The organism is Pseudomonas sp. 3A(2025) (genome assembly GCF_054589175.1).
This window is the reverse complement of the sequence record NZ_BAAILM010000060.1, coordinates 37,148-64,118: the sequence shown is the minus strand read 5'-3', so window position 1 is coordinate 64,118 and position 26,971 is coordinate 37,148. Positions and strand designations below refer to the sequence as shown.

The following is a 26,971-nucleotide window of genomic DNA, read 5'->3' as shown; positions in this document are numbered from 1 at the left end:
TGCGGAGTCACCATGCTGCACGCCAATAACCAGGACCGTCTTTACCTGATTGCCCAGAACGAAGAACAGCAGGATCTTGTCGATGCGCTGGCCTTCAATGTCCACGACCGCCGCTGGCTGGTCTACTGCGCACTGGGCGGCCATCAGCATCAGGATCTGCCCGAACAGGACCCTGACACAGGCTTGAGCTTTCTGGATTTTTCCCAGCAGGTGGCCTGATATTTTATTGCAGGCAAGAAAAAGCCCGGCCTGTGTGCCGGGCTTTTTCGTCTTGCCGTTACAGCTTACTGCGCCAGGGTGGTCGCAATCGTCTGGTCCTGGAACACGCGGGTCAGGGCATCGCTCAGGACATCGCTGACCAGCTTGGTGTTGGTTTCCTGGTTGGGTGCCATGCCAAAGCGCTGGTCCAGAGAGGCGGCGTAACGGCCGTTGTAGCTACGACCACTGTTGTTGTTGCGCACATCGGCACGGAAGGTCGAGCTGATGGTGGCTTCGGTCACGTACAGGCCCTCTTTGGGCGACTGGTAACGCAGGTCGGCCAGGGTCACGGTCAGTTGCGGCGCGTTGCCGCCTTGCGTTGGAGTGAAGCCCAGCAGGCGCACAGCAGCTTCGGCCTGGGCCTGCAGCTTGGGCAGCAGATCAGCGCCATTGACAGTGATCGCGCTGGTTTCAGGGTACAGACCGCCACGGGTGCCAAGGGACTGGCTCTGGCGACCATCGACCACGCGAACCACGACCGGCTGACCATGGCCCACCGGCGCCAGTTGTGTGGTGATTCGTGGTTGCGGGCTCAGTTGTTGCGGGCTGTGGGCACAACCGACCAGAGTCAAACTGCTTACAGCAAGCAGACCAAACAAAACGCGACGCAGCATGTTCAATTCTCCATGGGCCAGGCACTCGATGGGCGGCAGTATAGCGGCGACCTCTATCGCCTCACTAGCTGAAATTCCGACCATTGGCGGGCTGCAGTGGTTCAGCCTGGCGTGGATTGTAATCAGGGTGTCACCTGGCCCGGCCAAGCTATGCCCATTGATTGCACAGGAGCACTCTCATGGGATTTTTCTGGTCGCTGTTCACCGCACGCCCTGCACTGCGCCACTACGCCCGCGTGGATCAAGCCGGTATTTGTTGCGCGCTGAAGCATTGCCGCCAGGCGCCCGAGGGTCACGAATGGGTCGAAGTGGTCGAACAACGCCTCGCCTGGCTGGGCCAGCCACTGCCCGCCAGCGCCCGGATTGCACCGCGTGCAGCACATTCGGGCCTGCGTCCAATGCTCGCCACGTGATTTCTTCGCGAATAAATGTCACTTAAGCCGATCAATTCTTGATATTTCATCGCTATAATCTCCCCCCGATTATAAGGACGTCTCCTGATCGGGCCTCGCAGCATCGCTAATCCACGAAATTAGCACCTCCGCCATGCCCACAGAGAGCCGCCCACGCAGTCTGCTTCACGCAGGATTTCGATGGACGGTGTGCAATCGCCTGCATCCAGGCGAACCTTTGCCGACCCTCGACGCCTATCAGTGAAGACAGCACTGGCCAGAGCTGCATTGCAGCCCTTTTTGAGGTTTGGTTCGCGCGTCCAAAAGAGCGCGAAATAACGGGTTTCACAACTTCACAAGAGTGTGGCGAGCACATGAATAGGTTTGAAGATGCACCCTTGGTGTCCCCATCGGCTTCACCCGGCAGGGTCGAACGTCGCGGCGCAACCTTCCGTAAAGGAGCCTGAGCCATCGTCCTGACGATGGTCGAATGGCCCTGCGGGCTGCAAAATGCGTTCATTGCTGTGTAATGAACCCTTGAACAGCTCGACCGGACCTGCGCTTGAGATGCAAAACATTGCGAAGAATCGGACACTCGATCCCGGCCAGTTACCGTGGGGGCACAACCTTGATCCACTCCTCACACACTGGCATCCAGCCTCGGGATCGCAGGCCGTCAATTGGGTGCTGCAGATTTTGGAGACGCGTTAATGGCGCATAACGAAGCAGTCGACGTGGTACTGGTCGGGGCAGGCATCATGAGTGCCACCCTGGCAGTACTGCTCAAAGAGCTTGACCCCAGCCTGAAGCTGGAAGTCGTCGAGCTGATGGATTCCGGTGCTGCCGAGAGTTCCAACCCATGGAACAACGCCGGTACCGGTCACGCCGGCCTGTGCGAGCTGAACTATACGCCGCAGGCAGCCGACGGCTCTGTCGACATCAAGAAAGCCGTGCACATCAATACCCAGTTCGAGGTCTCGAAACAATTCTGGGCGTATCTGGTGCGCAAGGGCAGCTTCGAAACGACACGCACATTCATCAATCCCGTCCCGCACCTCAGTTATGTGCAGGGCGAGAAGGACATGTCGTTCCTCAAGGCGCGCTTCGAAACCCTGCGCCAGCATCATGCGTTCTCGGCGATGCAGTACACCGAAGACAAGGCCAAGCTGGCCGAGTGGATGCCGCTGATGATGTCCGGGCGCAAGCCTGACGAGAAGCTGTCGGCCACTTACATGAGCAACGGCACCGACGTCAACTTCGGTGCCCTGACCAACCAGTTGCTCAAGCACCTGGCCAGCACCCCCGATGCGCAGGTCAAGTACAGCAAGCGCGTGACCGGCCTGACCCGTAACGGCAAGGGCTGGACCGTGACCGTCAAGGACGTCAACAGCGGCAGCAGCCGTGATATCGATGCCCGCTTCGTGTTCCTCGGCGCCGGCGGCGCGGCCCTGCCGCTGCTGCAGATGTCGGGCATCGAAGAAAGCAAAGGTTTCGGCGGTTTCCCGGTCAGCGGCCAGTGGCTGCGCTGCGACAACCCTGAAGTGGTCAAGCATCACCAGGCCAAGGTCTACAGCCAGGCCGCCGTGGGCTCGCCACCGATGTCGGTGCCGCACCTGGACACCCGCGTGGTCGATGGCAAGAAATCCCTGCTGTTCGGACCGTTTGCCGGCTTTACCACCAAGTTCCTCAAGCACGGCTCGTTCCTCGACCTGCCGTTCTCGGTGCGCCTGAGCAACATCAAACCGATGCTGGCGGTGGCCCGCGACAACATGGACCTGACCAAGTACCTGGTCAGCGAAGTCCGGCAAACCATGGAACAGCGTCTGGATTCGTTGCGCCGCTTCTATCCTGAAGCCAAGTCCGAGGACTGGCGTCTGGAGATTGCCGGCCAGCGCGTGCAGATCATCAAGAAAGACGCCAGGAAAGGCGGCGTGCTGCAATTCGGTACCGAGCTGGTCTCGGCCGCCGACGGCTCGCTGGCCGCCCTGCTGGGCGCCTCCCCTGGCGCCTCGGTGACGGTGTCGATCATGCTGGAACTGATCGAGCGTTGCTTCCCGGAGCAAACCAAAGGCCAGTGGGCTGCCAAGCTCAACGAAATCTTCCCGGCCCGCGAAAAAGCCCTGGCCACCGATGCTCAGCTGTACCAGCGCATCAGCAGCCAGAGCGACGAAAACCTCGGCCTGGTAGAGCACTCGCAGAACGAGGCACAAAGCATCGCCTGATGCCTTGATTGCCACACAAACAAAAACCCCGTGCCTCAATGAGACACGGGGTTTTTGTTTTTTACCAAACCGACACAACGCCTGTTCCCTGCCCCCATAGGAGATCACCCGCCGCCGCGCTGTCGCGCAGCAAACATGGGACTTGTAGGAGGGAGCTCTGCTCGCGATCGGCTGCACTAGCAGTCGTAAAATGTCAGCGTTTCAGAAGTTTCTGTGAGCGCTTCGCGCTCAATCGCCAGCAGAGCTGCCTCCTACAGATTGGTGTTTTTAATTCAATAAAATCAATGAGTTATTTTGTTTTTGATGAGAGTGGCTTCAGCCGCGAATGGGGTCACCACAGGATTATGGGGTGAGCCTGCTCCCGACTGAAGTCGGTCGGTTTTACAGGCGTGTGGCCAACACGGCAATGTGCTCAGGACCAATGCCGCAGCAACCGCCAATATGGGTGGCGCCGCGCTTAACCCAATTGGCGGCCCACTGCTGGTAGCCTTCGGGGTCGAGGTCTTCGCGCAACTCGTCCAGGCCGTCGTTGGCAGTGGCGTCCTTGGGTTGCGGCGGGAAAGCATTGGCGTAGGCACCCACACCAATATCCACACCCAGCTCGGCAAATACCGCACGGGCGGCATCGATGGCCGCGCCGATCACTTCAGGCTGGCTGCAGTTGAACAGCAACGTCGCCACACCCAGCTCAGCAGCGGCACGGGCGGCATCGGCCACCGGCTCGCCGGAGCGCAGGCGCGGCGTCTCATCGACGTCTTCGTCCTGCAAGGTGAACGACAGCCAGAACGGCTTGCCGTCGGCGGGCAATCCTGCGCGAATGGTCCGCGCCTCGACGATACTGCTCTGGGTTTCGGCCAGCCACAGGTCGACATGCTCGCTCAGGCCGCGTACCAGCGGCTGCAGAATCTGGTTTGCCTGTTCGGCATCGAACAGGTCTGGGCGATAGGAGCCGAACAGCGGCGGCAAGGAACCTGCAACCAGCACATTGGCACCGTTGGCATCGGCTGCCTGGCGTGCCAGTTGGCCTGCGGTGGCGGCCAGCGCCTCACCTTCACGGGCAAAACGCTCGTCGCCGATATGAAACGGCACCACCGCGTAGCTGTTGCTGGTGATCACCTGCGCCCCGCTGTCGATATACGCCGCATGCACGGCGATGACCGCCTCGGGGGCTTCGGTCAGCGCCAGCGCCGACCACTCCGGTTGCCGGAACGGCGCGCCTCTGCGCTGCAGTTCCCGGCCCATTCCACCATCAAGAATTACTGTCGTACGCTGAGTCATATTTGATCTACTTATATACATATGAAAAAGACTCATTAGAATCGAGCCCTATATAACGTATTTAATACGCCCCTTTATTCGAACTACAACCGTTTTTTCGAGGTTCTGACGTGAAACTACGCACGCTTGCGGGTATCGGCCTGATGGCCCTGACAGTCTCCAGCCAAGCCTTGGCGGGCGCCACCCTGCAACGGGTGGAAGAGAAAAAAGAGCTGGTCAACGTGCTGATGGAAAGCTACCCGCCCTTCTCGTTTCTCAATGACCAGAACCAGCTCGACGGTTTCGACGTCGATGTAGCCAAGGCCGTCGCCGCCAAACTGGGCGTCAAGCTGCGCCTCGAAACACCGTCCTGGGACGTGATCGCCGCCGGCCGCTGGAGCGGTCGTTACGATATCTGCATCTGCTCGATGACCCCAAGCCAGTCGCGCGCCGAAGTGTTCGACTTCCCGGTCGAATACTACGCCTCGCCTGCGGTAATCGTCGTCAATGCCAAGGATGATCGCATCCAGTCGGCCAAGGACCTGAGCGGCAAGAAAGTCGGCCTGACCAGCGCGTCGAGCTACGAAAGCTACCTGAACAAGAACCTGGTGATCGAAGGTGCCACCGGCAAGCCGCTGGAATACCCGTTCGAAAACGTGCAGATCGCCCCTTACGACAACGACAACGTTGCTTTCCAGGACCTGGGCCTGGGCGCCGGCAAACGTCTGGATGCGGTGCTGACCAACCTGGTCACCGCCCAGCCACGTCTTGATCAGGACAAGCGCTTCAAGCTGGCCGGCGCTGCGCTGTATGAAGAGCCGAACTTTGTCACCGTCGAGAAAGGCGATGCCGAGTGGAATGCCAAGGTGCGTGAAGTCTTCGAAGAACTGAAGAAAGACGGCACCCTGAGCAAGCTGTCGCAGAAATGGATCGGCGCCGATATCAGCAAATGACCGGCATGCCTTCACAACGTCCACCAGCACCCGCCAAGGCCAGCCTGCTCAAGCGCGTGTTCGGCTTTCGCACCCGCCTGTACCTGACGTGGGCGGCGATGTTCGCCCTGTTTGCCGGTTTTTTCCTGAGCTTCGACCTGAAGTTCTCGATCATTCTCGACAAGCTGCCGAATCTGATAGGCCTGAGCCTGGCGCCCAACGGCTTTCTGCAAGGCGCGGCGCTGACGCTGTTTGTCTGCGTATGCTCGATTGCGGTGTCGGTGCTGCTGGGCTTTGTGGCAGCGCTGGCGCGGCTGTCGCGTAGCGCGGTGGCGTTTGGCATTGCCAGCTTCTATGCCTCGTTCTTTCGTGGCACGCCGCTGTTGATCCAGATTCTGCTGATCTACCTGGGCCTGCCGCAGATCGGCGTGGTGCCCGGCGCCATCGTCGCCGGCATCATTGCCCTGTCGCTGAACTACGGCGCCTACCTGAGCGAGATTTTTCGCGCCGGTATCATCGGCGTCGCCGCAGGTCAGCGTGAAGCGGCCATGGCCATGGCTTTGCGCCCGGTTCAGGTGTTCTGGCTGGTAACCCTGCCGCAAGCCATGCGCACGATCATTCCGCCGACTACCAATCAATTCATCTCGATGCTCAAGGACTCGTCGCTGATTTCAGTGATGGGGGTCTGGGAAGTGATGTTTCTGGCGCAATCGTATGGCCGGTCCAGCTATCGCTACATCGAGATGCTGACCACCGCAGCGGTGCTGTACTGGATCATGTCGATCGGCCTGGAATTGCTCCAGGCACGGATGGAGCGGCATTACGGCAAGGCGTATCAGCCGCGCCAGTGAATCGACCTCGATCAGGCCTTACGGGCCTGGTCGATCAATTCGATGTATTCCTCGGCGTTGCGCTGGTCCTTGATCAGGTCAACGAAGGTGTTGCCCTTCTCGTCCTGGCCATCGAGGTCATAACCGGCTTCACGGAAGAACCCCAGAAAGCGCTCGAAGTCGTCGATCCGCAGACCACGGTAGGCCTTGATCAGCTTGTGCAGCGACGGCGAAGTGGCATCCACCGGCTCGAATTCCAGGAACAGTTTGATCTGATCGTCGCCGATTTCGTCGCCAATGATCTGTTTCTTGTCTTTACGCATTACGGACTCCAGCGGGTCGCGGTCACTCATCAGGGTCGGGCAGTCTAGCGCCAGTAATCGGTCAGCTCAACGCGGCTTTGAGCCGGCGGTGTGCAGGTCGGCCCAGACGTGGCCGTTGGCATAGGTCAGGAACTGGCAGTAGACCTTTTCATTGCGCAGCAGGTCGACCAGCACCGGGTAATGCGACTGCGGGTAGTACAGCGTCAGGGTCCGGCTGGCGTCGTCGTAGCCGGGCTTTTTCAGGCTCTTGCTGTCAGCGCCATCGAAGTGGATCTGCACCTGCACCACAGTCGCACCCTTGTTCAGCGGCTTGCCCTTGAGCAGGATCGACAGCGGCGAGGTCACCGGAATCGGCTGCTGGTTGGACGGCCGCTGATTGCCGACCACCACCGAATACTCGGTCACCAGCAGCAATTGTTGTTGCTCCGGGGCGCCGACGCGCAGGCTCTGGTCGTCCGGCGGCAGGTATTGCTCATGCATGGGTGCGGCCAGGGCCGCGTCTGCCAGCATGGCCAGCGCGAGGGCGCCGGGTATCATCAATGATTTCATCAACACCTCTAGACCATTCCCTGAACCTGCCGCCATGAGTGCCGCAGGTATTACATGCCTTTTACAGCAAAGATGCCGGCGGCGTTACGCCAGTAGCCTTTGTAGTCCATGCCGTAACCGAAAATAAAGCGGTCGATGCACGGCAGGCCGACGAAATCGGCTTTCAGGTCCGGGCGCGCCTTGCGGTTGTGATCCTTGTCGATCAACACCGCCGTGTGCACCGCGCGGGCGCCGGCATGCCGGCAGAAATCGATGATCGCGCCCAGGGTGTGACCTTCGTCGAGGATGTCGTCGATGATCAACACATCGCGGTCGATGAACGACACTTCAGGCTTGGCCTTCCAGAACAGCTCGCCGCCGCTGGTTTCGTTGCGATAACGGGTGGCGTGCAGGTAGGACGCTTCCAGCGGGAAGTTCAGATGGGTCAGCAGCTTGCCGGAAAAGATCAGGCCGCCGTTCATCACACAAAACACCACAGGATTGCGGTCGGCCAGCGTGGCATTGATCTGCTCGCCGACGCGGGCGATGGCTGCCTCGACTTCGGCTTCGGTGTACAGGCAGTCAGCCTCGCGCATGATTTGACGGATATGCTCGAGATCAGCAGACATTGATCGCTCCAGGTTGCGTGGGAAAAACGCGCAAAGGTACGCATCCACTCGATTCAGGGCAAGCGGATATGGACTAACGTTGCCAGTATCGCTCCTACCGAGTAGGACAGTAACCGCCCAATCGATTAATCTAGGCCGTTTTTTTGCCCGCCCCCAGGAGCATTGCCATGCCTGTCCGTGAAATCCGCCACCCGTTGATTCGCCACAAACTCGGCCTGATGCGCCGTGCCGATATCAGCACCAAGAATTTCCGTGAGCTGGCCCAGGAAGTCGGCGCCCTGCTCACCTATGAAGCCACCGCCGATCTGCCGCTGGAAAACTACGATATCCAGGGCTGGGCCGGCACCGTGCAGGTCGAGAAAATCGCCGGCAAGAAAATCACCGTGGTGCCGATTCTGCGCGCCGGCATCGGCATGCTCGACGGCGTGCTCAGCCTGATTCCGGGCGCCAAGGTCAGCGCCGTGGGCGTGGCCCGCAACGAAGAAACCCTTCAGGCACACACCTATCTGGAAAAACTGGTGCCGGAAATCGACGAGCGCCTGGCGATGATCATCGACCCGATGCTGGCCACCGGCAGTTCCATGGTCGCCACCATCGACCTGCTGAAGAAAGCCGGTTGCCGCGAGATTCGCGCCATGGTGCTGGTCGCCGCTCCCGAAGGCATTGCCGCCGTCGAAAAGGCCCACCCGGACGTGGTGGTCTACACCGCCTCCATCGACGAGCGCTTGAACGAACACGGCTACATCATTCCGGGCCTGGGCGATGCCGGCGACAAGATTTTCGGCACCAAGCAGAAGGACGCCTGAATCAATGAAGCCCGATGAGTTCAACGATCCCCTGTGGCGCACGGTGCTGTCAGGGGCGCAGATGCTGTTCGTGGCCTTCGGCGCGCTGGTATTGATGCCGCTGATTACCGGGCTTGATCCCAACGTCGCACTGTTTACCGCAGGCCTGGGCACCTTGCTGTTCCAACTGGTCACCGGGCGTCAGGTGCCGGTGTTCCTGGCCTCAAGCTTTGCCTTTATCACCCCGATCATCCTTGCCAAGGGCCAGTTCGGCCTGGCTGCCACCATGGGCGGCGTGATGGCGGCGGGCTTTGTCTACACCTTCCTGGGCCTGGCGGTGAAGATCAAGGGCACCGGCTTCATCGACCGCTTGCTGCCGCCGGTAGTCATCGGCCCGGTGGTGATTTCCATCGGCCTGGCCATGGCACCGATCGCGGCGAACATGGCGATGGGTAAATCCGGCGACGGCGCCGAGCTGATTCCCTATCAAACCGCCATGTGGATCTCTATGCCCGCCCTGCTCACCACGCTGGTGGTGGCGGTTTTTGGCCGTGGCATCTTCAAGCTGGTGCCGATCATTTCCGGTGTGCTGGTGGGCTTTGCCATGGCGTTCTGGTTCGGCGTGGTCGACACCGCCAAAATCGCCGCCGCACCGTGGCTGGCGATGCCGCACTTCACGGCACCGGAGTTCAACTGGCAGGCGATTCTGTTCATCGTTCCGGTGGCGCTGGCACCGGCCATCGAGCACATCGGCGGGGTGATTGCGGTCGGCAGCGTGACCGGGCGTGATTATCTGAAAAAGCCTGGCTTGCACCGCACGCTGTTGGGCGACGGTATCGCCACCACGACCGCCGGCCTGTTTGGCGGCCCACCCAACACCACCTATGCCGAAGTGACCGGTGCGGTGATGCTGACCAAGAACTACAACCCGAAAATCATGACCTGGGCATCGATCTTCGCCATCAGCCTGGCCTTCGTCGGCAAGTTCGGCGCACTGCTGCAAAGCATCCCGGTGCCGGTCATGGGCGGCATTCTGTGCCTGCTGTTCGGTTCCATCGCAGCGGTGGGCCTGAACACCATGATCCGCCACAAGGTCGACCTGAACGAGGCGCGCAACCTGGTGATCGTTTCGGTCACGCTGGTATTCGGGATTGGCGGCGTCTTGATCGGCAGCGGCACCGGGCCTGATGATTTCGGCCTCAAAGGCATCGCCCTGTGCGCGATCACCGCCATTGCCCTGAACCTGATTCTGCCAGGCAACGACGGGTGGAAGCACAAACCGTAGGACCGACTTTAGTCGGGAAAGGCACGACACCGCGTTGCGCCTTTCGCGGCTAAAGCCGCTCCTACGACGTATTACAACGCCGGCGCGCGCTCACACAAGGTGTTGAGCGCCGCCGCCCAGTTCGGGTCGTCATTCAGGCACGGCACCAGCACCAGCTCATCACCGCCGGCTTCCTTGAACTGTTCGGCGCCGCGATCGCCGATCTCTTCCAGGGTCTCGATGCAATCGGCGACGAACGCCGGGCACATCACCAGCAAGCGCTTGACGCCCTGGGCGGCCAATTCTTCGAGGCGCTGCTCGGTGTAGGGCTCGATCCACTTGGCCCTGCCCAGCCGCGACTGGAACGACACAGACCACTTGCCCTCGGGAATGCCGATCAATTTGGCAAAGGCGGCTGCCGACTGGATGCACTGCGCGCGGTAGCAGGTGGCAAGCACCTCAGGCGGTGCCTTCAGGCAGCACTCGTTGTCCTGAAAACAGAAGTTGCCGGTCGGGTCGAGCTTGCGCAGGTGCCGCTCCGGCAGGCCGTGAAAGCTCAGCAGCAAGTGGTCATAAGGCTGTTCCAGGTGTGGGCGCACGCTCTGCACCAGCGCATCGAGGTATTCGGGCTGGTCATAGAATGGCTGAACCACAGAGAACTGCATGTCCAGTTTGCGTTCACGCACCACGCGCTTGGCCTCCTCGATCACGGTGGTCACCGTGCTGTCGGCAAACTGCGGGTACAGGGGCGCCAGCGTGACCTTGCGGATACCCTGCCCGGCCAGGCGCAGCAGCACCGACTCGATGGACGGCTGGCCATAACGCATGGCCAGCTCTACCGGCCCCTGCGTCCACTGGTTGCGCATTTGCGTCTGCAAACGGCGGCTGAGCTCGACCAGCGGTGAGCCCTCGTCCCACCAGATCGAGGCATAGGCATGCGCCGACTGCTCGGGACGCTTGATCAGGATCAGCGACACCAGCAAACGGCGTACCGGCCACGGCAAATCAATGACGTACGGGTCCATCAAAAACTGATTGAGGTAGCGGCGTACGTCCGCGACGCTGGTGGACGCGGGCGAACCCAGATTGATCAGCAACAGCGCATGATCGGTCATGCAAGATCCTATTTAGTGACGGTCCAGCACGTTACGCAGGGCGTCGTGCAATTGGGTAAAGCGGAAGGTGTAGCCGGCCTCTTGCAGACGGGCTGGCCGCGCACGCTGGCCGCCCAGCAGCAGCCCGGACATCTCGCCAAGCAGAATGCGCAGCGCCAGCCCCGGCATTGGCATGAACGCCGGGCGGTTCAGAACCGTGCCCAGCGTCTTGGCAAATTCGCGGTTACGCACAGGTGACGGCGCGCACAGATTATAAGGACCGCGCGCATCGCTGTGATTAAGGAGAAAATCGATGGCGCCGACCTGATCGTCGATGTGCACCCACGGCATCCACTGCCGACCGTTGCCGATGGGGCCACCCAGCCCCAGCTTGAATGGCGGCAGCAGACGCTGGACCATCCCGCCCTTGGCGGAGACCACAAGACCGGTGCGCAACAGCACCACGCGCACACCCATGGCTTCGGCGCGCAGGGCGGTTTCTTCCCAGGCCAGGCACAGGTGGCTGGCAAAGTCTTCTTTGACTGGCTGGGTACTTTCGTCGAGCTCACGCTCGCCACCGTCGCCGTACCAGCCCACCGCAGAACCTGAAAGCAGCACCTGCGGACGCTGCGGCTGGCGCTCGATCCAGGCCAGTATTTGCTCGGTCAGGTGGATGCGGCTGTCCCACAACAGCAGGCGGCGCTTGCGTGTCCAGGGCCGGTCGGCAATCGGCGCACCGGCCAGGTTGACCACGGCATCGACAGTCTGGCCGTCCAGTTCCTGCAGTTGAGCGATACCGCGCACCTGCTCACCGCACAGTCGTCGCACCTGATCGGGATGGCGGCTCCAGGCCGTCAGTTGATGCCCCTGAGCCTGCCAGAATTGGCAAAGTGCTTTACCGATCAAACCTGTACCGCCGGTCAGCAAGATGTGCATGGCAGGTATCCTTAAGTGGCGTTCGCGGCCATTGAGTAGTCTATTTCTTGCAGGTTGTGCTTATTCGTCAAGCGAGACCCTTAGCTGAAACATAGGCCACACCTGAAAAGATTTGGAGCTTTACTGCCCGAACCGGGTAGTTGGCCCATTGTCTATTAGCTACAGACTGACCGTCATGGACCGTACGAGTTGCAGAGCCCTCGTCACTGCCGAAATGTGAACGACTGCAACCTATACCAAAGAACAAGATTGTACAGGTTTTGAGGACGGCGTAGTCTGTGCAGACAAGGTAACGAGGCCCCTATGACTGTACCCATCGCAATCATCGGTACCGGTATCGCCGGACTCTCCGCCGCGCAGGCGCTGACCACTGCCGGACACGCTGTACACCTTTTCGACAAGAGCCGCGGCAGCGGCGGACGCATGTCCAGCAAGCGCAGCGACGCAGGCTCTCTGGACATGGGCGCGCAATATTTCACTGCGCGCGACCGTCGTTTCGTGACCACCGTCAATCAATGGCAAGCCAATGGCTGGGTCGCCGAATGGACCCCTTCGCTGTACAACTTCCATGGCGGGCGGCTCAGCCCCTCGCCCGATGAGCAAGTGCGTTATGTCGGCACGCCCGGCATGAGCGCGATCACTCGGGCCATGCTCGGCGATCTGCCGGTGACCTTCTCGTGCCGTATTACCGAGGTCTTTCGCGGCGCCGAGCACTGGCATCTGCAAGACGCCGAGGGCCAGACCCACGGGCCGTTCAGCCATGTGATCGTCGCCACCCCGGCGCCGCAGGCCACCGCCCTGCTGGCCGCTGCACCGAAACTGGCCGCCGTGGCCGCCGGCGTCAAAATGGACCCGACCTGGGCCGTCGCGCTGGCGTTCAGCACGCCGCTGCAAACCTCGATGCAAGGTTGCTTCGTGCAGGACAGCCCGCTCGACTGGCTGGCCTGCAACCGCAGCAAACCGGGGCGCGACGGCGAGCTCGATACCTGGATACTGCATGCCACCAGCACCTGGAGCCGCGAGCATGTCGACATGCCCAAGGAAACGGTGATCGAGCATTTACATGGCGCTTTTGCCGAACTGCTCGACTGCAGCATGCCCGAACCAGTGTTCAGCCTGGCGCACCGCTGGCTCTACGCCCGCCCTGCCGGCGCACATGAATGGGGCGTGCTGTCCGACGCCGACCTGGGTATTTACGCCTGCGGCGACTGGTGCCTGTCGGGCCGGGTCGAAGGCGCCTGGCTCAGCGGCCAGCAAGCCGCCCGCCGCCTGCTCGAACACGTCCGTTGAAGCGCCTCAATCCCCGCAAGCTGCTGCTGTCGAAATGGACAGCGGCAGTGCCGCAGAACCGTGAAAAGCACTTTCTGGTGACCGAACTGTTTCGCGACGAAGAAGGCACGGTGCTGGAAATCGAATTGCAGGCCGTGCTGACCGGGCGCAATCAGCGCCTGCCCTGGCAAACGTTGCAGGATGCCGAGCACTGGCGAATGGGTTGGCAGTGACCTTTTATCTTGTACAAAGCATTTGACTTGTACAACCTCACATTTATCATGAACTTCAATTGTACAAAGCAGGTCATCTGTACAAGTTCCTGAGCCGAGGTGTGCAATGTTCCAGTCTGTGACCGACAAACCCAAACTGGGCGTCAGTGCCTGCCTGATGGGCGTCGAGGTCCGTTTCAACGGCGGCCACAAGCAGTCCGACCTGTGCACTCAGGCGCTGGACACCTATTTCGATTTCATTCCCGCCTGCCCGGAAGTCGCCATCGGCATGGGCGTGCCCCGCGAGCCGATCCGTCTGGTGGGCGACATCGACAAGCCGCAGGCTGTCGGCACCGTGCATCCCGAGCTGGACGTGACCCAGGCGCTGGCCGAGTACGGCGAGCACATGGCCGACACGTTGAGTGATATCAGTGGTTACATCTTCATGCAGAAGTCGCCTTCGTGCGGCCTGGAGCGGGTCAAGGTGTACCGCGAAAACGGTGCTCCCTTCGACGGCGGCGGCCGTGGCATCTATGCCCAGGCGTTTTGCGCACGCCACCCGGACCTGCCTGTAGAAGAAGATGGCCGGCTGAACGACCCGGTATTACGTGAGAACTTCATCACCCGCGTGTATGCCTATGCGGCCTGGCAGCGACTGCTCAAGGCTGGCATCAGCCGCCGTGCCCTCACCGACTTTCATTCGCGCTACAAGTATCAGGTCATGGCCAGCGATGTGGTTCAATACCACGCCTTGGGCAAGCTGCTTGGCAGCATGGGCCGCAGCGACCCGAACGTTATTGCCCCTCAATATTTCAGCCAGTTGATGCAAGCCCTGAAAAAATGCGCCACACGGCGCGGGCACACCAATGTGTTGCAGCACCTGAGCGGCTATCTCAAGCAAACCCTGAGCGGCGACGATAAACAGGAGCTTCAGACGCTGATTGCTCAATACCGTCACGGCATCGTGCCACTAGTCGTGCCGTTGACCTTGCTCAAGCATCACTTCCGTCATCACCCGGACCCGTATATTGCCCTGCAGGTGTATATGCAGCCGCACCCGGAACCTCTTAGCCTGCGAAATGCGATCTGATCATGAAACCAGCCCCCCTCCAGGAACCTGACACACAGGACGCCGCTGCCGCCTGCCCTTTGCCGGATGGCTGGCTGCCGATCCGTGAAGTCGCGCGCCAGACCGGCGTCAACGCCGTGACCCTGCGCGCCTGGGAGCGTCGTTACGGGCTGATTGTCCCGCACCGCACCGCCAAGGGGCATCGGCTGTATTCCGACGACCACGTGCAGCGGGTGATGAAGATCCTCACCTGGCTCAACCGTGGCGTTTCTGTCAGCCAGGTCAAAGCCCTGCTCGACAACGACAGCGTTATTACACTGCCTTCCGGCAACGACTGGGACACCCTGCGCCAGGCCTTGCTGCAGGCCATCGCCGGACTGGCCGAGCGACGGGTCGACGACCTGTTCAACCAGGCCATGGCCCTGTATCCGCCGCGCACCCTGTGCGAGCAATTGTTGATGCCGCTGCTGGCCGATCTGGAACAGCGCTGGCAGAACCCGTTCGGCAGCCAGATGGAACGGATGTTTTTCCATTCCTGGCTGCGCAGCAAATTCGGCGCGCGCATTTATCACAACAATCGCCAGCTCAGCGGCCCGCCGTTGTTGCTGGTCAATCAGTCCGACCTGCCGATGGAGCCACACCTGTGGCTGGCGGCGTGGCTGATCAGCAGTGCCGATTGCCCGGTCGAGGTGTTCGACGGGGCGTTGCCGGTGGGTGAGCTGGCACTGGCCGCTGAATACCTGACCCCACGCGCGGTGCTGCTGTACTCCGGCAAGGCCCTTAACCTGAGCCAGTTACCGAAGCTGTTGAGCAATATCCATTGCCCGGTCGTGATCAGCGGCCCGGCGGTGGTCATCCATCACGACGAATTGCCCGCCTGCACCCACGCGATTGCCAACCTGAGCCTGACCCGCGACCCGCTTGAAGCGCACAGCGAGCTGAACAGACTCGGGATTATCTGATTCATTTGAAGAACGGGACTGCCCATGCAACTGCTTTGGCTGCGCAGCGATTTGCGCGTTCACGACAACACTGCCCTGAATGCCGCCCTTGGCAAAGGCCCGACCGTGGCCGTTTTTCTGCTCAGCCCGACGCAATGGCAGCGCCATGACGATGCGGCCTGCAAAGTCGACTTCTGGCTGCGCAACCTGGCCGAGCTGGAAAAAGCTCTCGGCAAACTCAACGTGCCGCTGCTGATCCGTGAGGCCGATACCTGGGACAAGGCACCCAAGGTCCTGGATGCGCTGTGCAAGGAGCTGAAAGCCGAAGCGTTGCACGTCAACGAAGAATACGGCGTCAACGAAACTCGCCGTGATGAAGCCGTGCAGCAGGCGCTGGAAAAATCCGGGGTCACCTGGCACAGCCATCTGGATCAGTTGCTGTTCCCGCCGGGCAGCATCCTGACCAAAAGCGATCAGTACTTTCAGGTGTACAGCCAGTTTCGCAAGGTCTGCTATTCACGCCTGCACACGGCCACGCCGCACCCGCATCGCCTGCACCGCGCGCAACAGCCGGTGTCGATCAAGAGCGATCCGATACCAGCCACCGTCAAAGGCTTCGATACTCCCAATGAAGCCCTGCGCGCGTTATGGCCTGCTGGTGAGGCCGAAGCGAAAAAGCGCCTGGATGCATTCAGCGACGAGCAAATTCATTACTACGAGAGCGAACGCGACTTTCCGGCCAAGCCTGGCACCAGCCAGTTGTCGGCCTACCTGGCCGCCGGGGTGATTTCGCCGCGCCAGTGCCTGCATGCCGCACTGAACAGCAACCAGGGCGAATTCGACAGCGGCAACACTGGCAGCGTGACCTGGATCAACGAGCTGTTGTGGCGTGAGTTCTACAAGCACATTCTGGTCGGCTACCCACGGGTTTCGATGCACCGGGCCTTTCGCAGCGAGACCGAAGCCCTGCCCTGGCGCAATGCCCCCAAAGACCTGCAAGCCTGGCAAGAAGCCCGCACCGGCCTGCCGATCATCGACGCCGCCATGCGTCAATTACTCGAAACCGGCTGGATGCATAACCGCCTGCGCATGGTGGTCGCGATGTTCCTGACCAAGAACCTGTTGATCGACTGGCGCGAGGGCGAGCGCTTCTTCATGCGCCACCTCATCGACGGCGACCTGGCGGCCAACAATGGTGGCTGGCAATGGAGTTCTTCGACCGGCACGGACTCGGTGCCGTACTTCCGCATCTTCAATCCGCTGTCACAGTCGGAACGATTCGATCCCGACGGCCGCTTCATTAAACACTGGCTGCCGGAACTGGAAGGGTTGAATAAAAAGGAAGTGCACAACCCGGCGGCCAGCGGCGGATTGTTTGGCGTGGATGGCTATCCAAAGCCCATCGTCGATCTGAGTGCAAGCCGCGCAAGGGCCCTGGAAGCCTTTAAAAACCTGCCAAAGCGCGGCTCTGCCTGATTTTAGAACGGCAGCTTGTAATGCAGGGCGAAGCTTTCGGCGCCATCGTTCGGCTGTTTGATGCCGGCGTTGGAATAGTGGGTCGCACGAATGCCCACTTCGTGGCCGCCCTTGAAGCGCAGACCAAAGCCGATGCGGTCTTCGAAGTTGAAAGAGCTGCCCAGTTTGTTGTCTTCAAGCTGGGTGTTGGCAAACGCCGAAACGCCAATGCCCGCTTCGATGTAGGGTTTTATGTTATCGCCCGCGAACTCGTATACGAACACCGGCGAAAACGACAGGCTGTGGTTATTGGAGCTTTTGTCGCCTTCCCAGAAGGTGTACGCCGCATCCCAGTAACCGGTCAGGCGACCCACATCGCTTTGCAGCCAGCTCTTGTCCCAATCAAATTGAACACCCAAGCGATAGGTCATGGTCGAGTCGCTCGTCTGCCCGACCGAAAACTCGACACCATCCGCTTGTGCTACAGCAATTTGCCCCATCGTTGCAGCCACAAGTGCAGCCACACAAAAAAGTCGTTTCATTAGAAACATCCTGTGCTAATCACGCCGTTGTAGTTTTTTTGAAGCTTGTTTCAGACCTGTTTATAGAAATCTGTTACAGAACATTAGTTCAGCGATGCAACGAAGATTTCACATTTTTTTTACAAGTCAAAGCTTCGCACAGCGTCGGATTTTTTCCACAGGATAGGCAGGATTTTTCTGAAATTGTCCGAATCGCCACTGGTCCAGAACAACGTGTCGCGCGCCGGGCCGTGAGCGGCCAGATCGCGTTGCGCCAATAAACGCTGCAATTGCCGGGCAACCGCTGTCCCGGTGTCGATCAACGTCACGCTGTCGGGCACCATCTGGCGCAGTAATGGTTTGAGGAAGGGATAGTGCGTACAGCCCAAAATCAGCGTGTCACAGCCTTGAGCCAATAACGGCTCGACATAGCCTTGCAGTAATTGCCTGATGGCCGCGCTGTGCAGGTCGCCGGTTTCGATCAGTTCGACCAACCCGGGGCAAGGCTGGGTGACCACCCGCACATCGCTGGCAAAACGGTCGAGCAAGGCGGCAAAGCGTGCGCTCTGCAAGGTGCCGGTGGTGGCCAGCACACCGACCACACCGCTGCGCGTGGCTTCGGCCGCCGGTTTGACCGCAGGCTCCATGGCCACGATCGGCCAGTCGTGATAACGCTCGCGCAATGACGCGGCGGCCGCTGCGGTTGCCGTGTTGCACGCCAACACCAGCGCCTTGGCGCCCTGGGCATGAAAGAAGCCGGCAATCGCCATGCAACGCTCGACAATGAATTGCGGGGTCTTCTCGCCGTACGGCACATGCCCGCCGTCGGACAGGTAGCACAAGGATTCTGCGGGCAGCAGCTGGCGAATCTCGGCCAGCACCGACAGCCCGCCGACACCGGAGTCGAACACGGCCACCGGCGCCTCGCGGCCATGGCTCATCTGCACGTCGGTCATGAATTCAGGACACTCCGCCACACACTGCACAAGCCGGATCACGGCGTACTTTCAGTTCGCGAAAACGTGTACCCAGCGCATCGATCAGCAGCAGCCGACCGACCATGGGCTCACCGAATCCGGCCAGCAACTTGAGCGCCTCAAGGGCTTGCAGGCTGCCGACCAGCCCCACCAGCGGGCCTACCACACCGGCTTCGCTGCAGGTCAGTTCAGCCTCGCTGCCATGCCCGTAGAGGCAGTGGTAGCACGGACTTTGCGCATTGCGCGAATCGAACACCGACAACTGTCCTTCCAGGCGAATCGCCGCACCGCTGACCAACGGCTTGCGTGCCGCGACACACGCAGCGTTGACCGCCTCGCGGGTTGAAAAGTTATCGCTGCAATCGAGCACCAGATCGACCCCGGCCACGGCGGCAGCCAGAGAATCGGCATCCAGCGCCTGACGATGCGCGACCAGCTCGATCTTGGGGTTAAGCGCCGTGAGCCGGGCCATCGCCGAATCGACCTTGGGCTGGCCGACACTGTGGCTGTCATGCACGATCTGGCGTTGCAGGTTGGTCAGATCGACGCTATCGAAGTCGGCCAGGTGCAGCTCACCGACACCGGCGGCGGCCAGGTACAGCGCCACCGGCGAGCCCAGCCCGCCTAAACCCACGATCAATACGCGACTGGCCTTGAGGCGCAACTGGCCGTCGATATCGACGTGTTGCACCAGAATCTGCCGGCTGTAGCGCAGCAGCTCTTCATCACTCAGGCCTGCATCCGTCAGCACGGCAGGCTACCGAAGGTGATGCGCTCGTGATCGCCCAGGTCGCGGCGCGTCTGGATACGTTCGTAGCCTTGCTGCAACAGCAGTTCACGCACTGCTGCGCCTTGGTCGTAACCATGTTCGAGCATCAGCCAGCCGCCGGCATTCAGGTAGTCCGGTGCCTGCGCAATGATACTGCGCAAGTCATCCAGGCCATCGCTGCCCGCCACCAGCGCACTGCTGGGCTCGAAGCGCACATCGCCCGCGCTCAGGTGCGGATCGTTGTCGGCGATATACGGCGGGTTGCTCAGAATCAGGTCGAAACGCTCACCGGCCAGGGCCTCGAACCAGTGGCTTTGCAGCACACGGGCGTTGTCCAGGCGCAGCCGCTGACGATTGCGCTCGGCCAGCGCCACCGCTTCCGGTACACGGTCGACGGCAGTGACCTGCCAGGTGCTTTTTTCATGGGCCAGCGCCAGGGCGATGGCGCCACTGCCGGTGCCCAGGTCCAGAATGCGTGCACTGGCAAACGCCGGCACCAGCTCCAGGGCCGCCTCAACCAGCATTTCGGTTTCCGGGCGCGGGATCAGCGTGTGCGGGGCCACTTCCAGATCGAGCTTCCAGAACCCTTGCTGGCCGAGAATGTACGCCACCGGCTCGCCCTGACGACGCCGCGCCAGATAACCGGAAAAAGCCACGGCCGCCTCGGTGCTGACGATGCGCTCGGGCCAAGTGTGCAAAAAGCTGCGCGGTTTGCCCAGCGCGGCGGCCAGCAACAGTTCGGCATCGAGGCGCGCGGTCGGTGAATCGGGAAGTTCAGCACTTCTTAACAGGCTGGCGATGATGGTCATTTATTCACCCAGTGCCGCAAGTTGGTCTGCCTGATATTCGGACAGCAGCGGTTCTATCACTGCATCGACTCCACCGCTCAAAACTTCATCGAGCGAATACAAGGTCAGGTTGATGCGGTGATCCGTCACTCGCCCTTGGGAGTAGTTATAGGTACGAATGCGCTCGGAGCGGTCGCCCGAGCCCACCAGCAGCTTGCGCTCGGTGGCAATGGCATTGGCCGCTGCACTGGTCTGTATGTCGTTGAGTTTGGCAGACAACCAGGACATTGCCCGTGCACGGTTCTTGTGCTGCGAACGCTCTTCCTGACACTCCACGACGATGCCGGTGGGCAAGTGCGTAATGCGGATGGCCGAATCGGTCTTGTTGATGTGCTGACCACCGGCACCCGACGCACGGTAGGTGTCGACGCGCAGGTCGGCCGGGTTGATCTCGATAGCCTGCTGCTCGTCGGGCTCTGGCAACACTGCCACGGTGCAGGCCGAGGTGTGGACGCGGCCCTGGGATTCGGTTTCCGGCACGCGCTGTACGCGGTGCGCACCGGACTCGAACTTGAGCTTGCCGTAGACGCTGTCGCCTTCGACCCGGGCAATGATCTCTTTATAGCCGCCGTGCTCGCCTTCGTTCTCCGACAGCACTTCAACGCGCCAGCCACGCCGCTCGGCATAGCGCGAGTACATGCGGAACAGGTCGCCGGAAAAAATCGCCGCCTCGTCACCGCCGGTACCGGCGCGGATTTCAAGAAACACGTTACGCCCGTCGTTGGGGTCCTTGGGCAGCAGCATGCGTTGCAGGCTGGCTTCGATCACCTGCAACTGTTGCCTGGCTTCGCGGACCTCTTCGACGGCCATTTCGCGCATGTCCGGGTCGTTGTCCTTGAGCAGCGCCTGGGCGCCCTCCAGATCGGCCTGCACCTTGACGCGCTGCCTGTAGACCTCGATGACCGGCTCGACCTCGGCGTATTCACGCGAGTAGGCGCGAAACTTCGTCTGGTCGCTGATCACCTCAGCGTCGCCCAGCAGCGCGGTCAGTTCCTCGAAACGGTCGCTGAGCACATCCAGCTTATTGAGCAGTGAAGCTTTCATTGCGGGGGTTTATCCGTCGAGCCCTCACCGAGGGCAAATAGTTCCTGGGCCATGGCCAGCGCATCGACGCGGCCTTCGGCAGACAGTTTCTTGAGCTGCACGCTGGGAGCATGCAGCAATTTGTTGGTCAGGCCACGCGCCAGTTGCACCAGCACATCCTCGGCATTGGCGCCGTTGGCGAGCAGGCGTTGGGCCTTGCTCAGTTCGTCGTCGCGCAAGCGCTCGCTCTGCTGCCGATAGGCCTTGAGCACATCCACCGCTGCCAGTTCGCGCAGCCGCGACATGAACTCTCCGGCACCGACCTCGACCAACGCCTCGGCAGCCAGTGCAGCGCCCTGACGGGACTTGAGGTTTTCGGCGACCACTTCGTGCAAATCGTCGACGGTGTACAGATAAACATCGTCCAGTTCGCCGACTTCTGACTCGATATCGCGCGGTACAGCGATATCGACCATGAAGATCGGTTTGTGCTTGCGCAGCTTCAACGCGCTTTCTACCGCGCCCTTGCCCAGGATCGGCAACTGGCTGGCGGTGGAGCTGATGACGATATCGCTGTTGACCAGCTCCGCCGGAATGTCCGACAGCAGCACCGCATGGGCGCCGAACTCGGCAGCCAGAATGCTGGCACGCTCCAGGGTCCGGTTAGCCACCACGATACGCTTGACGCCCAGATCGTGCAGGTGGCGCGCCACCAGAGTAATGGTTTCTCCGGCGCCGATCAGCAGTGCCTGGCTGCGTTGCAGGTCGCTGAAAATCTGCTTGGCCAGGCTGACAGCGGCAAACGCCACCGACACCGGGTTCTCGCCAATGGCGGTGTCGGTGCGCACCTGCTTGGCAGAACTGAAGGTCGCCTGAAACAAACGCCCCAACAGTGGGCCGACGGTGCCGGCCTCGCGGGCCACGGCGTAGGCCGACTTCATCTGGCCGAGAATCTGCGGTTCACCCAGCACCAGCGAGTCGAGCCCCGAGGCCACACGCATCATGTGCCGCACGGCGGCGTCATCTTCATGCACATAAGCACTGGCGCGCAGCTCATCGAGGCTAAGCTGATGATAGTCGGCCAGCCAGGCAAGAATGGCCTCGGGGGCCAGTTGCTCGTGCTCGATGTACAGTTCGCTGCGGTTGCAGGTCGACAGGATTGCCGCTTCCCGGCTGTGGGTCAGGCGGCAAAGCTGTTGCAAGGCCTCAACCAACTGCTCGGGCGTAAAAGCCACGCGCTCGCGGACGTCTACCGAGGCAGTCTTATGGTTGATACCAAGTGCAAGGAAGGCCATTCAGGGTCGCTGGTGGTGACGTGAAGCCGACAATTGTCCTACTTCGATAGACTTAGAACAACCACCGCATATTATTGTCCCACTAGAATCGGGGCTGGATGGCACACCTGATGGCACGCACAACGCCGCATGCCGGGCCGCCAGCTGATTTTCAGGTGGCTGTGGGTTTTGCCGACAGCCTTGTGTCATGATGCGCCAAACCGCAGGTAGCCGCTCCTCTCTATATGAATAGATCCTCCGCGCTGTTCCTCGCCCTCGCTCTGCTCGGCGGTTGCCAGTCCATGGCCACTGTCGACACACCGCCCGCGCAGGCCCAGAAAGACCCGACTCCAGCACCTGAGGCCAAGCCGACGGTCTATGGCTCGTTCACCCAGGACCAGATGTTCAGCCTGCTGAGTGCCGAGCTTGCCGGGCAACGCAATCGTTTTGACATCGCCCTGGACAACTACGTGACCCAGGCGGTCAATACCCAGGACCCGGCGGTCTCCGAACGGGCCTTTCGCATTGCCGAATACCTGGGTGCAGACCAGGCCGCGCTCGACACCGCGCTGATCTGGGCACGCAACGACCCTGCCAACCTGGAATCGCAACGTGCCGCTGCTATCCAGCTGGCCCGCGCCGGTCGCTACGACGACTCCATGCTGTACATGGAGCGCGTCCTGCAAGGCCAGGGCGACACGCACTTCGACTTTCTGGCCCTCACCGCCGCAGAAAGCGACACCGACACCCGCAACGGCCTGATCAAAAGCTTCGACCGCCTGCTTGGCAAATACCCGAGCAACGGCCAGTTGATCTTCGGCAAGGCGCTGCTGCTGCAACAGAACGGCGATTCCGAACAATCGCTGAAGCTGCTTGAGGATCACCCGCCAAAAGATGGCGAAATCGCGCCGATCCTGCTGCGTACCCGCCTGCTGCAAAGCCTGGGGCGTGGTGACGAAGGCTTGCCGATCCTCGAAAAAAGCATCAAGAAGTATCCCGACGACAAGCGCCTGCGCCTGACCTACGCGCGCATGCTGGTCGAACAGGATCGCATGAACGATGCCAAGACCCAGTTCGCCAACCTGCTGCAGCAATACCCGGACGATGACGACCTGCGCTTGTCACTGGCACTGGTCTGCCTGGAAGCCCGGGCCTGGGACGAAGCGGCCGGTTACCTGCAAGAACTGGTGGCCCGCGATGCTCACGCGGACACCGCGCATCTGAATCTTGGCCGCATTCATGAAGAGCGCAACGACCCGCAAGGCGCGCTGGCCGAATATGAACAGGTAGGGCCCGGCACCGACTTCTTGCCTGCCCAGTTGCGCCAGAGCGATATCCTGATCAGCAACGGCAACGCCGCCGAAGCCTCACGACGCCTGAGCGAGGCCCGTGACGAGCAGCCCGAGTTCGCCATTCAGTTGTACCTGATCGAAGCCGAGACGCTGACCGCCAACAACCATGCAGAACGTGGCTGGCAGGTGCTGAACAAGGCACTCAAGCAGTACCCGGACGACCTGAACCTGCTGTACACCCGCGCCATGCTCGCGGAAAAGCGTGACGATCTGAAACAGATGGAAACCGACCTGCGGGCAATCCTGGCCCGTGAACCGGAAAACGCCATGGCCCTCAATGCCTTGGGGTACACCCTGTCGGATCGCACCAACCGCTATGCCGAAGCCCTCGAACTGATCGAGAAAGCCCACCGGCTCAACCCCGATGACCCGGCCGTGCTCGACAGCCTTGGCTGGGTCAACTATCGCCTGGGCAATCTGGACGAAGCAGAGCGCCTGCTGCGCCTGGCGCTTGAACGCTTCCCCGACCATGAAGTGGCCGCCCACCTGGGTGAAGTGCTGTGGGCCAAAGGTCAACAGCGTGAAGCGCGCAAGGTCTGGGGCAAGGCCCTTGAAGAACAACCCGACAGCCCGGTTCTGCGCAGCACGCTGCTGCGCCTGACCGGCTCAGAGAAGCTTTGAACCCATGCATTTGCGCCACATCATCGCTATAAGCCTCATCGCCCTGCTTGCCGGCTGTACCGGTATCGGTTCACGTGAAGCCCTGCAAGGCAAGGGCGATCCTGCGCAATGGCGGGTACACAAACAGCAACTGACCGGCCTTGATGGCTGGCAGATCAACGGTAAAGTCGGCATTCGTGCACCCAAGGATTCCGGCAGCGGCACGCTGTTCTGGCTGCAACGCCAGGAGTATTACGACATTCGCCTGTCCGGCCCTCTGGGTCGCGGTGCTGCCCGCCTGACCGGCCGCCAGGGCGCCGTCGCCCTGGAGGTCGCCAATCAGGGCCGCTTCGAGGCAACGACCCCCGAAAGCCTGCTTGAAGCGCAATTGGGCTGGAAACTGCCTGTATCGCATCTGGTCTGGTGGATTCGTGGCCTGCCGGCGCCCGACAGCAAGAGCCGTCTGACACTGGACGACGACAGCCGCCTGGCCAGCCTCGAGCAGGACGGCTGGCAGGTCGAATACCTCAGCTACATAGAGCAAAACGGCTATTGGCTGCCCGAGCGGGTCAAACTGCACGGGCAGGACCTGGACGTGACGCTGGTGGTCAAGGACTGGCAACCGCGCAAGCTGGGGCAATAAGCATGGCTGTACCGCAACTTGTTCTTCCTGCGCCCGCCAAACTGAACCTGATGCTGCACATCCTCGGCCGTCGCGCCGATGGCTATCACGAGCTGCAGACGATCTTTCAGTTTCTCGATCATGGCGACGAGCTGGGTTTTGCCCTGCGCGACGACGCACAGATCGTTTTGCGCACCGATGTACCGGGTGTCGCCCATGACAGCAACCTGATCGTGCGTGCCGCCCGTGCCCTGCAACAACAATCGGGTTGCACGCAAGGCATCGATATCTGGCTCGACAAGCGCCTGCCCATGGGCGGCGGCATTGGCGGCGGTAGCTCGGACGCCGCCACCACCCTGCTCGCCCTCAACCATCTGTGGCAACTGGGCTGGGATGAAAACCGCCTGGCCACGCTGGGCCTGAGCCTGGGCGCGGACGTGCCGGTATTCATCCGCGGGCATGCCGCATTTGCCGAAGGCGTGGGCGAGATTCTTACCCCGGTAAGCCCCGAAGAACCCTGGTATCTGGTGCTTGTGCCACAAGTCTCTGTAAGTACAGCAGAAATATTTTCCGATCCATTGTTGACACGCGATTCCAAGCCCATTAAAGTGCGCCCCGTTCCCGAGGGAAACGGTCGAAATGACTGTCAGGCAGTGGTTGAAAGACGTTATCCAGAAGTACATAACGCCTTGATACAGCTAGGTAAATATACCGAAGCAAAACTGACTGGAACTGGAAGTTGTGTGTTTGGGGCCTTCCCAAGCAAAGCTGAAGCTGATAAAGTCTCGGCCCTTCTTGCAGAGACCCTTACAGGGTTTGTAGCCAAAGGCAGCAATACTTCGTTATTGCACCGTAAACTGCAGAATCTGTAACAGGAACAGAGTGCCAGGCACTCACCAGCATCATCTACAGGGGCGTCGCCAAGCGGTAAGGCAGCAGGTTTTGATCCTGCCATGCGTTGGTTCGAATCCAGCCGCCCCTGCCATTTTCTCTATACTCATCCAGGTTACCCTCAGCCTCCAGGTACTGCGCGTGTCCAAGATGATGGTCTTTACGGGGAATGCCAACCCCGATCTGGCTCGGCGTGTAGTACGTCAGCTGCATATCCCTTTGGGTGATGTCTCCGTCAGTAAGTTCTCCGACGGCGAAATCAGTGCTGAGATCAATGAAAACGTCCGCGGTAAAGACGTCTTCATCATCCAGCCTACTTGCGCACCGACCAACGATAACCTGATGGAACTCGTCGTGATGGCTGATGCCTTCCGTCGCTCCTCAGCGTCCCGAATCACTGCTGTGATTCCCTACTTCGGTTATGCCCGCCAGGATCGCCGTCCGCGTTCCGCACGTGTTGCCATCAGCGCCAAAGTGGTTGCTGACATGCTCACCGTGGTGGGGATCGATCGTGTTCTCACGGTTGACCTGCACGCTGACCAGATTCAGGGTTTCTTCGATATTCCGGTAGATAACATCTACGGTTCGCCTGTACTGGTGGACGATATCGAAGACCAGCGCTTTGAAAACCTGATGATTGTCTCCCCGGACATCGGTGGCGTCGTGCGTGCACGTGCCGTTGCCAAGTCCCTGGGTGTCGATCTCGGGATCATCGACAAACGCCGTGAGAAAGCCAATCACTCCGAAGTGATGCATATCATCGGCGACGTCGAAGGGCGCACCTGTATTCTGGTCGACGACATGGTCGATACCGCAGGGACTCTGTGCCATGCAGCCAAAGCTCTTAAAGAGCACGGCGCGGCCAAGGTCTTCGCCTACTGCACACACCCTGTGCTGTCTGGCCGTGCGATCGAGAACATCGAAAATTCCGTGCTCGACGAACTCGTGGTGACCAACACCATCCCGTTGTCCGCCGCCGCACAAGCCTGCAGCCGTATCCGTCAACTGGATATCGCGCCGGTGGTTGCCGAAGCGGTTCGCCGCATCAGCAACGAAGAATCGATCAGCGCGATGTTCCGCTAAG

The 26,971-nt window shown here is 60.7% G+C and carries 29 protein-coding genes and 1 tRNA gene; 17 read left to right on the top strand and 13 right to left on the bottom strand.

Features of this window, described 5'->3' with window-relative positions; translation table 11 throughout:
* Positions 1 to 12 precede the first annotated feature (12 nt).
* Positions 13 to 219, top strand: a complete 207-nt coding sequence (locus tag ACYP2A_RS21355) for a hypothetical protein (protein ID WP_459747887.1) — start codon at positions 13 to 15, stop codon at positions 217 to 219.
* 65 nt (positions 220 to 284) lie between these two features.
* Here ACYP2A_RS21355 and ACYP2A_RS21350 read toward each other — a convergent pair whose 3' ends face one another.
* The gene (locus ACYP2A_RS21350) at positions 285 to 872 is read right to left on the bottom strand and encodes a YajG family lipoprotein (protein WP_459747886.1); all 588 of its coding nucleotides are present in this window, start codon (positions 870 to 872) and stop codon (positions 285 to 287) included.
* Between the two features lie 179 nt (positions 873 to 1,051).
* Between ACYP2A_RS21350 and ACYP2A_RS21345 the strand changes: the two genes are divergently transcribed.
* Together ACYP2A_RS21345 and mqo are read left to right on the top strand one after the other, a co-directional pair.
* Positions 1,052 to 1,285 (top strand): hypothetical protein, encoded by a 234-nt coding sequence (locus ACYP2A_RS21345; RefSeq protein ID WP_459747885.1) that lies wholly within the window; start codon positions 1,052 to 1,054, stop codon positions 1,283 to 1,285.
* A gap of 689 nt (positions 1,286 to 1,974) precedes the next feature.
* Positions 1,975 to 3,486: a malate dehydrogenase (quinone) gene (gene mqo / locus ACYP2A_RS21340; RefSeq protein ID WP_459747884.1), complete on the top strand. Its 1,512-nt coding sequence runs from the start codon at positions 1,975 to 1,977 to the stop codon at positions 3,484 to 3,486.
* Between the two features lie 381 nt (positions 3,487 to 3,867).
* Here mqo and ACYP2A_RS21335 read toward each other — a convergent pair whose 3' ends face one another.
* Positions 3,868 to 4,764 carry a homocysteine S-methyltransferase family protein gene (locus ACYP2A_RS21335; RefSeq protein WP_459747883.1) on the bottom strand — a complete coding sequence of 299 codons (897 nt, stop codon included), beginning with the start codon at positions 4,762 to 4,764 and terminating at the stop codon, positions 3,868 to 3,870.
* A gap of 143 nt (positions 4,765 to 4,907) precedes the next feature.
* On the opposite strand from ACYP2A_RS21335, the gene ACYP2A_RS21330 reads away from it, so the two are divergent.
* Together ACYP2A_RS21330 and ACYP2A_RS21325 are read left to right on the top strand one after the other, a co-directional pair.
* Entirely contained in the window at positions 4,908 to 5,696 is a 789-nt protein-coding gene (locus ACYP2A_RS21330; RefSeq protein ID WP_459747951.1) for an ABC transporter substrate-binding protein, read from the top strand.
* Positions 5,693 to 6,526 carry an amino acid ABC transporter permease gene (locus ACYP2A_RS21325; protein ID WP_459747949.1) on the top strand — a complete coding sequence of 278 codons (834 nt, stop codon included), beginning with the start codon at positions 5,693 to 5,695 and terminating at the stop codon, positions 6,524 to 6,526. The genes ACYP2A_RS21330 and ACYP2A_RS21325 overlap by 4 nt, the downstream gene beginning before the upstream one ends.
* An 11-nt stretch (positions 6,527 to 6,537) precedes the next feature.
* Here the strand turns inward: ACYP2A_RS21325 and ACYP2A_RS21320 are convergent, their stop codons facing one another.
* The 3 genes from ACYP2A_RS21320 to ACYP2A_RS21310 form a co-directional block, all read right to left on the bottom strand.
* Positions 6,538 to 6,828, bottom strand: coding sequence for a PA4642 family protein (locus tag ACYP2A_RS21320; protein WP_459747881.1), 291 nt, complete (start codon positions 6,826 to 6,828; stop codon positions 6,538 to 6,540).
* 66 nt (positions 6,829 to 6,894) lie between these two features.
* Positions 6,895 to 7,377 (bottom strand): hypothetical protein, encoded by a 483-nt coding sequence (locus ACYP2A_RS21315; RefSeq protein ID WP_459747880.1) that lies wholly within the window; start codon positions 7,375 to 7,377, stop codon positions 6,895 to 6,897.
* A 50-nt stretch (positions 7,378 to 7,427) separates the two neighbouring features.
* On the bottom strand, positions 7,428 to 7,985 hold the full coding sequence (locus ACYP2A_RS21310) for a hypoxanthine-guanine phosphoribosyltransferase (protein WP_459747879.1): 558 nt from the start codon (positions 7,983 to 7,985) through the stop codon (positions 7,428 to 7,430).
* A 167-nt stretch (positions 7,986 to 8,152) separates the two neighbouring features.
* Between ACYP2A_RS21310 and upp the strand changes: the two genes are divergently transcribed.
* Positions 8,153 to 8,791: a uracil phosphoribosyltransferase gene (upp, locus tag ACYP2A_RS21305; protein WP_459747877.1), complete on the top strand. Its 639-nt coding sequence runs from the start codon at positions 8,153 to 8,155 to the stop codon at positions 8,789 to 8,791.
* Positions 8,792 to 8,795: 4 nt separating this feature from the next.
* Positions 8,796 to 10,055, top strand: a complete 1,260-nt coding sequence (locus ACYP2A_RS21300; RefSeq protein WP_459747876.1) for a uracil-xanthine permease family protein — start codon at positions 8,796 to 8,798, stop codon at positions 10,053 to 10,055.
* A 71-nt stretch (positions 10,056 to 10,126) separates the two neighbouring features.
* Here the strand turns inward: ACYP2A_RS21300 and hemH are convergent, their stop codons facing one another.
* Positions 10,127 to 11,149: a ferrochelatase gene (gene hemH / locus ACYP2A_RS21295; RefSeq protein ID WP_459747875.1), complete on the bottom strand. Its 1,023-nt coding sequence runs from the start codon at positions 11,147 to 11,149 to the stop codon at positions 10,127 to 10,129.
* A 12-nt stretch (positions 11,150 to 11,161) separates the two neighbouring features.
* Positions 11,162 to 12,064 carry a TIGR01777 family oxidoreductase gene (locus ACYP2A_RS21290; protein ID WP_459747874.1) on the bottom strand — a complete coding sequence of 301 codons (903 nt, stop codon included), beginning with the start codon at positions 12,062 to 12,064 and terminating at the stop codon, positions 11,162 to 11,164.
* 303 nt (positions 12,065 to 12,367) lie between these two features.
* Between ACYP2A_RS21290 and ACYP2A_RS21285 the strand changes: the two genes are divergently transcribed.
* From ACYP2A_RS21285 to phrB, 5 genes are all read left to right on the top strand, one after another.
* Complete coding sequence (locus ACYP2A_RS21285) at positions 12,368 to 13,354, top strand: NAD(P)/FAD-dependent oxidoreductase (protein ID WP_459747873.1); 987 nt, start codon at positions 12,368 to 12,370, stop codon at positions 13,352 to 13,354.
* Positions 13,351 to 13,566 carry a TIGR02450 family Trp-rich protein gene (locus tag ACYP2A_RS21280; RefSeq protein ID WP_459747872.1) on the top strand — a complete coding sequence of 72 codons (216 nt, stop codon included), beginning with the start codon at positions 13,351 to 13,353 and terminating at the stop codon, positions 13,564 to 13,566. Before ACYP2A_RS21285 ends, ACYP2A_RS21280 begins: the two co-directional genes overlap by 4 nt.
* Before the next feature lie 106 nt (positions 13,567 to 13,672).
* A complete protein-coding gene (locus ACYP2A_RS21275) occupies positions 13,673 to 14,635 on the top strand; it encodes a YbgA family protein (RefSeq protein ID WP_459747871.1) in 963 nt (320 codons plus the stop codon).
* A 2-nt stretch (positions 14,636 to 14,637) separates the two neighbouring features.
* A complete protein-coding gene (locus tag ACYP2A_RS21270; RefSeq protein WP_459747870.1) occupies positions 14,638 to 15,576 on the top strand; it encodes a MerR family transcriptional regulator in 939 nt (312 codons plus the stop codon).
* A 24-nt stretch (positions 15,577 to 15,600) separates the two neighbouring features.
* Entirely contained in the window at positions 15,601 to 17,031 is a 1,431-nt protein-coding gene (gene phrB, locus ACYP2A_RS21265; RefSeq protein WP_459747869.1) for a deoxyribodipyrimidine photo-lyase, read from the top strand.
* Positions 17,032 to 17,033: 2 nt separating this feature from the next.
* On the opposite strand, the gene ACYP2A_RS21260 is transcribed toward phrB, so the two are convergent.
* The 6 genes from ACYP2A_RS21260 to hemA all read right to left on the bottom strand — a co-directional run bounded on the left by ACYP2A_RS21260 (position 17,034) and on the right by hemA (position 22,443).
* Positions 17,034 to 17,552, bottom strand: a complete 519-nt coding sequence (locus ACYP2A_RS21260) for an acyloxyacyl hydrolase (protein WP_459747867.1) — start codon at positions 17,550 to 17,552, stop codon at positions 17,034 to 17,036.
* Positions 17,553 to 17,671: 119 nt separating this feature from the next.
* Positions 17,672 to 18,487: a glutamate racemase gene (gene murI, locus ACYP2A_RS21255; RefSeq protein ID WP_459747866.1), complete on the bottom strand. Its 816-nt coding sequence runs from the start codon at positions 18,485 to 18,487 to the stop codon at positions 17,672 to 17,674.
* A gap of 4 nt (positions 18,488 to 18,491) precedes the next feature.
* Positions 18,492 to 19,241, bottom strand: coding sequence for a molybdopterin-synthase adenylyltransferase MoeB (locus tag ACYP2A_RS21250; protein WP_459747946.1), 750 nt, complete (start codon positions 19,239 to 19,241; stop codon positions 18,492 to 18,494).
* Between the two features lie 11 nt (positions 19,242 to 19,252).
* Positions 19,253 to 20,086 carry a peptide chain release factor N(5)-glutamine methyltransferase gene (prmC, locus tag ACYP2A_RS21245; RefSeq protein WP_459747865.1) on the bottom strand — a complete coding sequence of 278 codons (834 nt, stop codon included), beginning with the start codon at positions 20,084 to 20,086 and terminating at the stop codon, positions 19,253 to 19,255.
* Positions 20,087 to 21,169, bottom strand: a complete 1,083-nt coding sequence (gene prfA, locus ACYP2A_RS21240) for a peptide chain release factor 1 (RefSeq protein WP_459747864.1) — start codon at positions 21,167 to 21,169, stop codon at positions 20,087 to 20,089.
* On the bottom strand, positions 21,166 to 22,443 hold the full coding sequence (gene hemA, locus ACYP2A_RS21235; protein ID WP_459747863.1) for a glutamyl-tRNA reductase: 1,278 nt from the start codon (positions 22,441 to 22,443) through the stop codon (positions 21,166 to 21,168). The genes prfA and hemA overlap by 4 nt, the downstream gene beginning before the upstream one ends.
* Before the next feature lie 224 nt (positions 22,444 to 22,667).
* Here hemA and ACYP2A_RS21230 point away from each other — a divergent pair, with 224 nt between their 5' ends.
* The 5 genes from ACYP2A_RS21230 to ACYP2A_RS21210 all read left to right on the top strand — a co-directional run bounded on the left by ACYP2A_RS21230 (position 22,668) and on the right by ACYP2A_RS21210 (position 26,970).
* The gene (locus tag ACYP2A_RS21230; protein WP_459747862.1) at positions 22,668 to 24,395 is read left to right on the top strand and encodes a tetratricopeptide repeat protein; all 1,728 of its coding nucleotides are present in this window, start codon (positions 22,668 to 22,670) and stop codon (positions 24,393 to 24,395) included.
* A gap of 4 nt (positions 24,396 to 24,399) precedes the next feature.
* On the top strand, positions 24,400 to 25,017 hold the full coding sequence (gene lolB / locus ACYP2A_RS21225) for a lipoprotein insertase outer membrane protein LolB (RefSeq protein WP_459747861.1): 618 nt from the start codon (positions 24,400 to 24,402) through the stop codon (positions 25,015 to 25,017).
* A 2-nt stretch (positions 25,018 to 25,019) separates the two neighbouring features.
* Entirely contained in the window at positions 25,020 to 25,868 is an 849-nt protein-coding gene (ispE, locus tag ACYP2A_RS21220; protein ID WP_459747860.1) for a 4-(cytidine 5'-diphospho)-2-C-methyl-D-erythritol kinase, read from the top strand.
* A 38-nt stretch (positions 25,869 to 25,906) separates the two neighbouring features.
* Positions 25,907 to 25,981 (top strand) — tRNA-Gln (locus tag ACYP2A_RS21215).
* Positions 25,982 to 26,028: 47 nt separating this feature from the next.
* Positions 26,029 to 26,970, top strand: a complete 942-nt coding sequence (locus ACYP2A_RS21210) for a ribose-phosphate pyrophosphokinase (RefSeq protein WP_056841711.1) — start codon at positions 26,029 to 26,031, stop codon at positions 26,968 to 26,970.
* The last annotated feature ends 1 nt before the right edge of the window (position 26,971 follow it).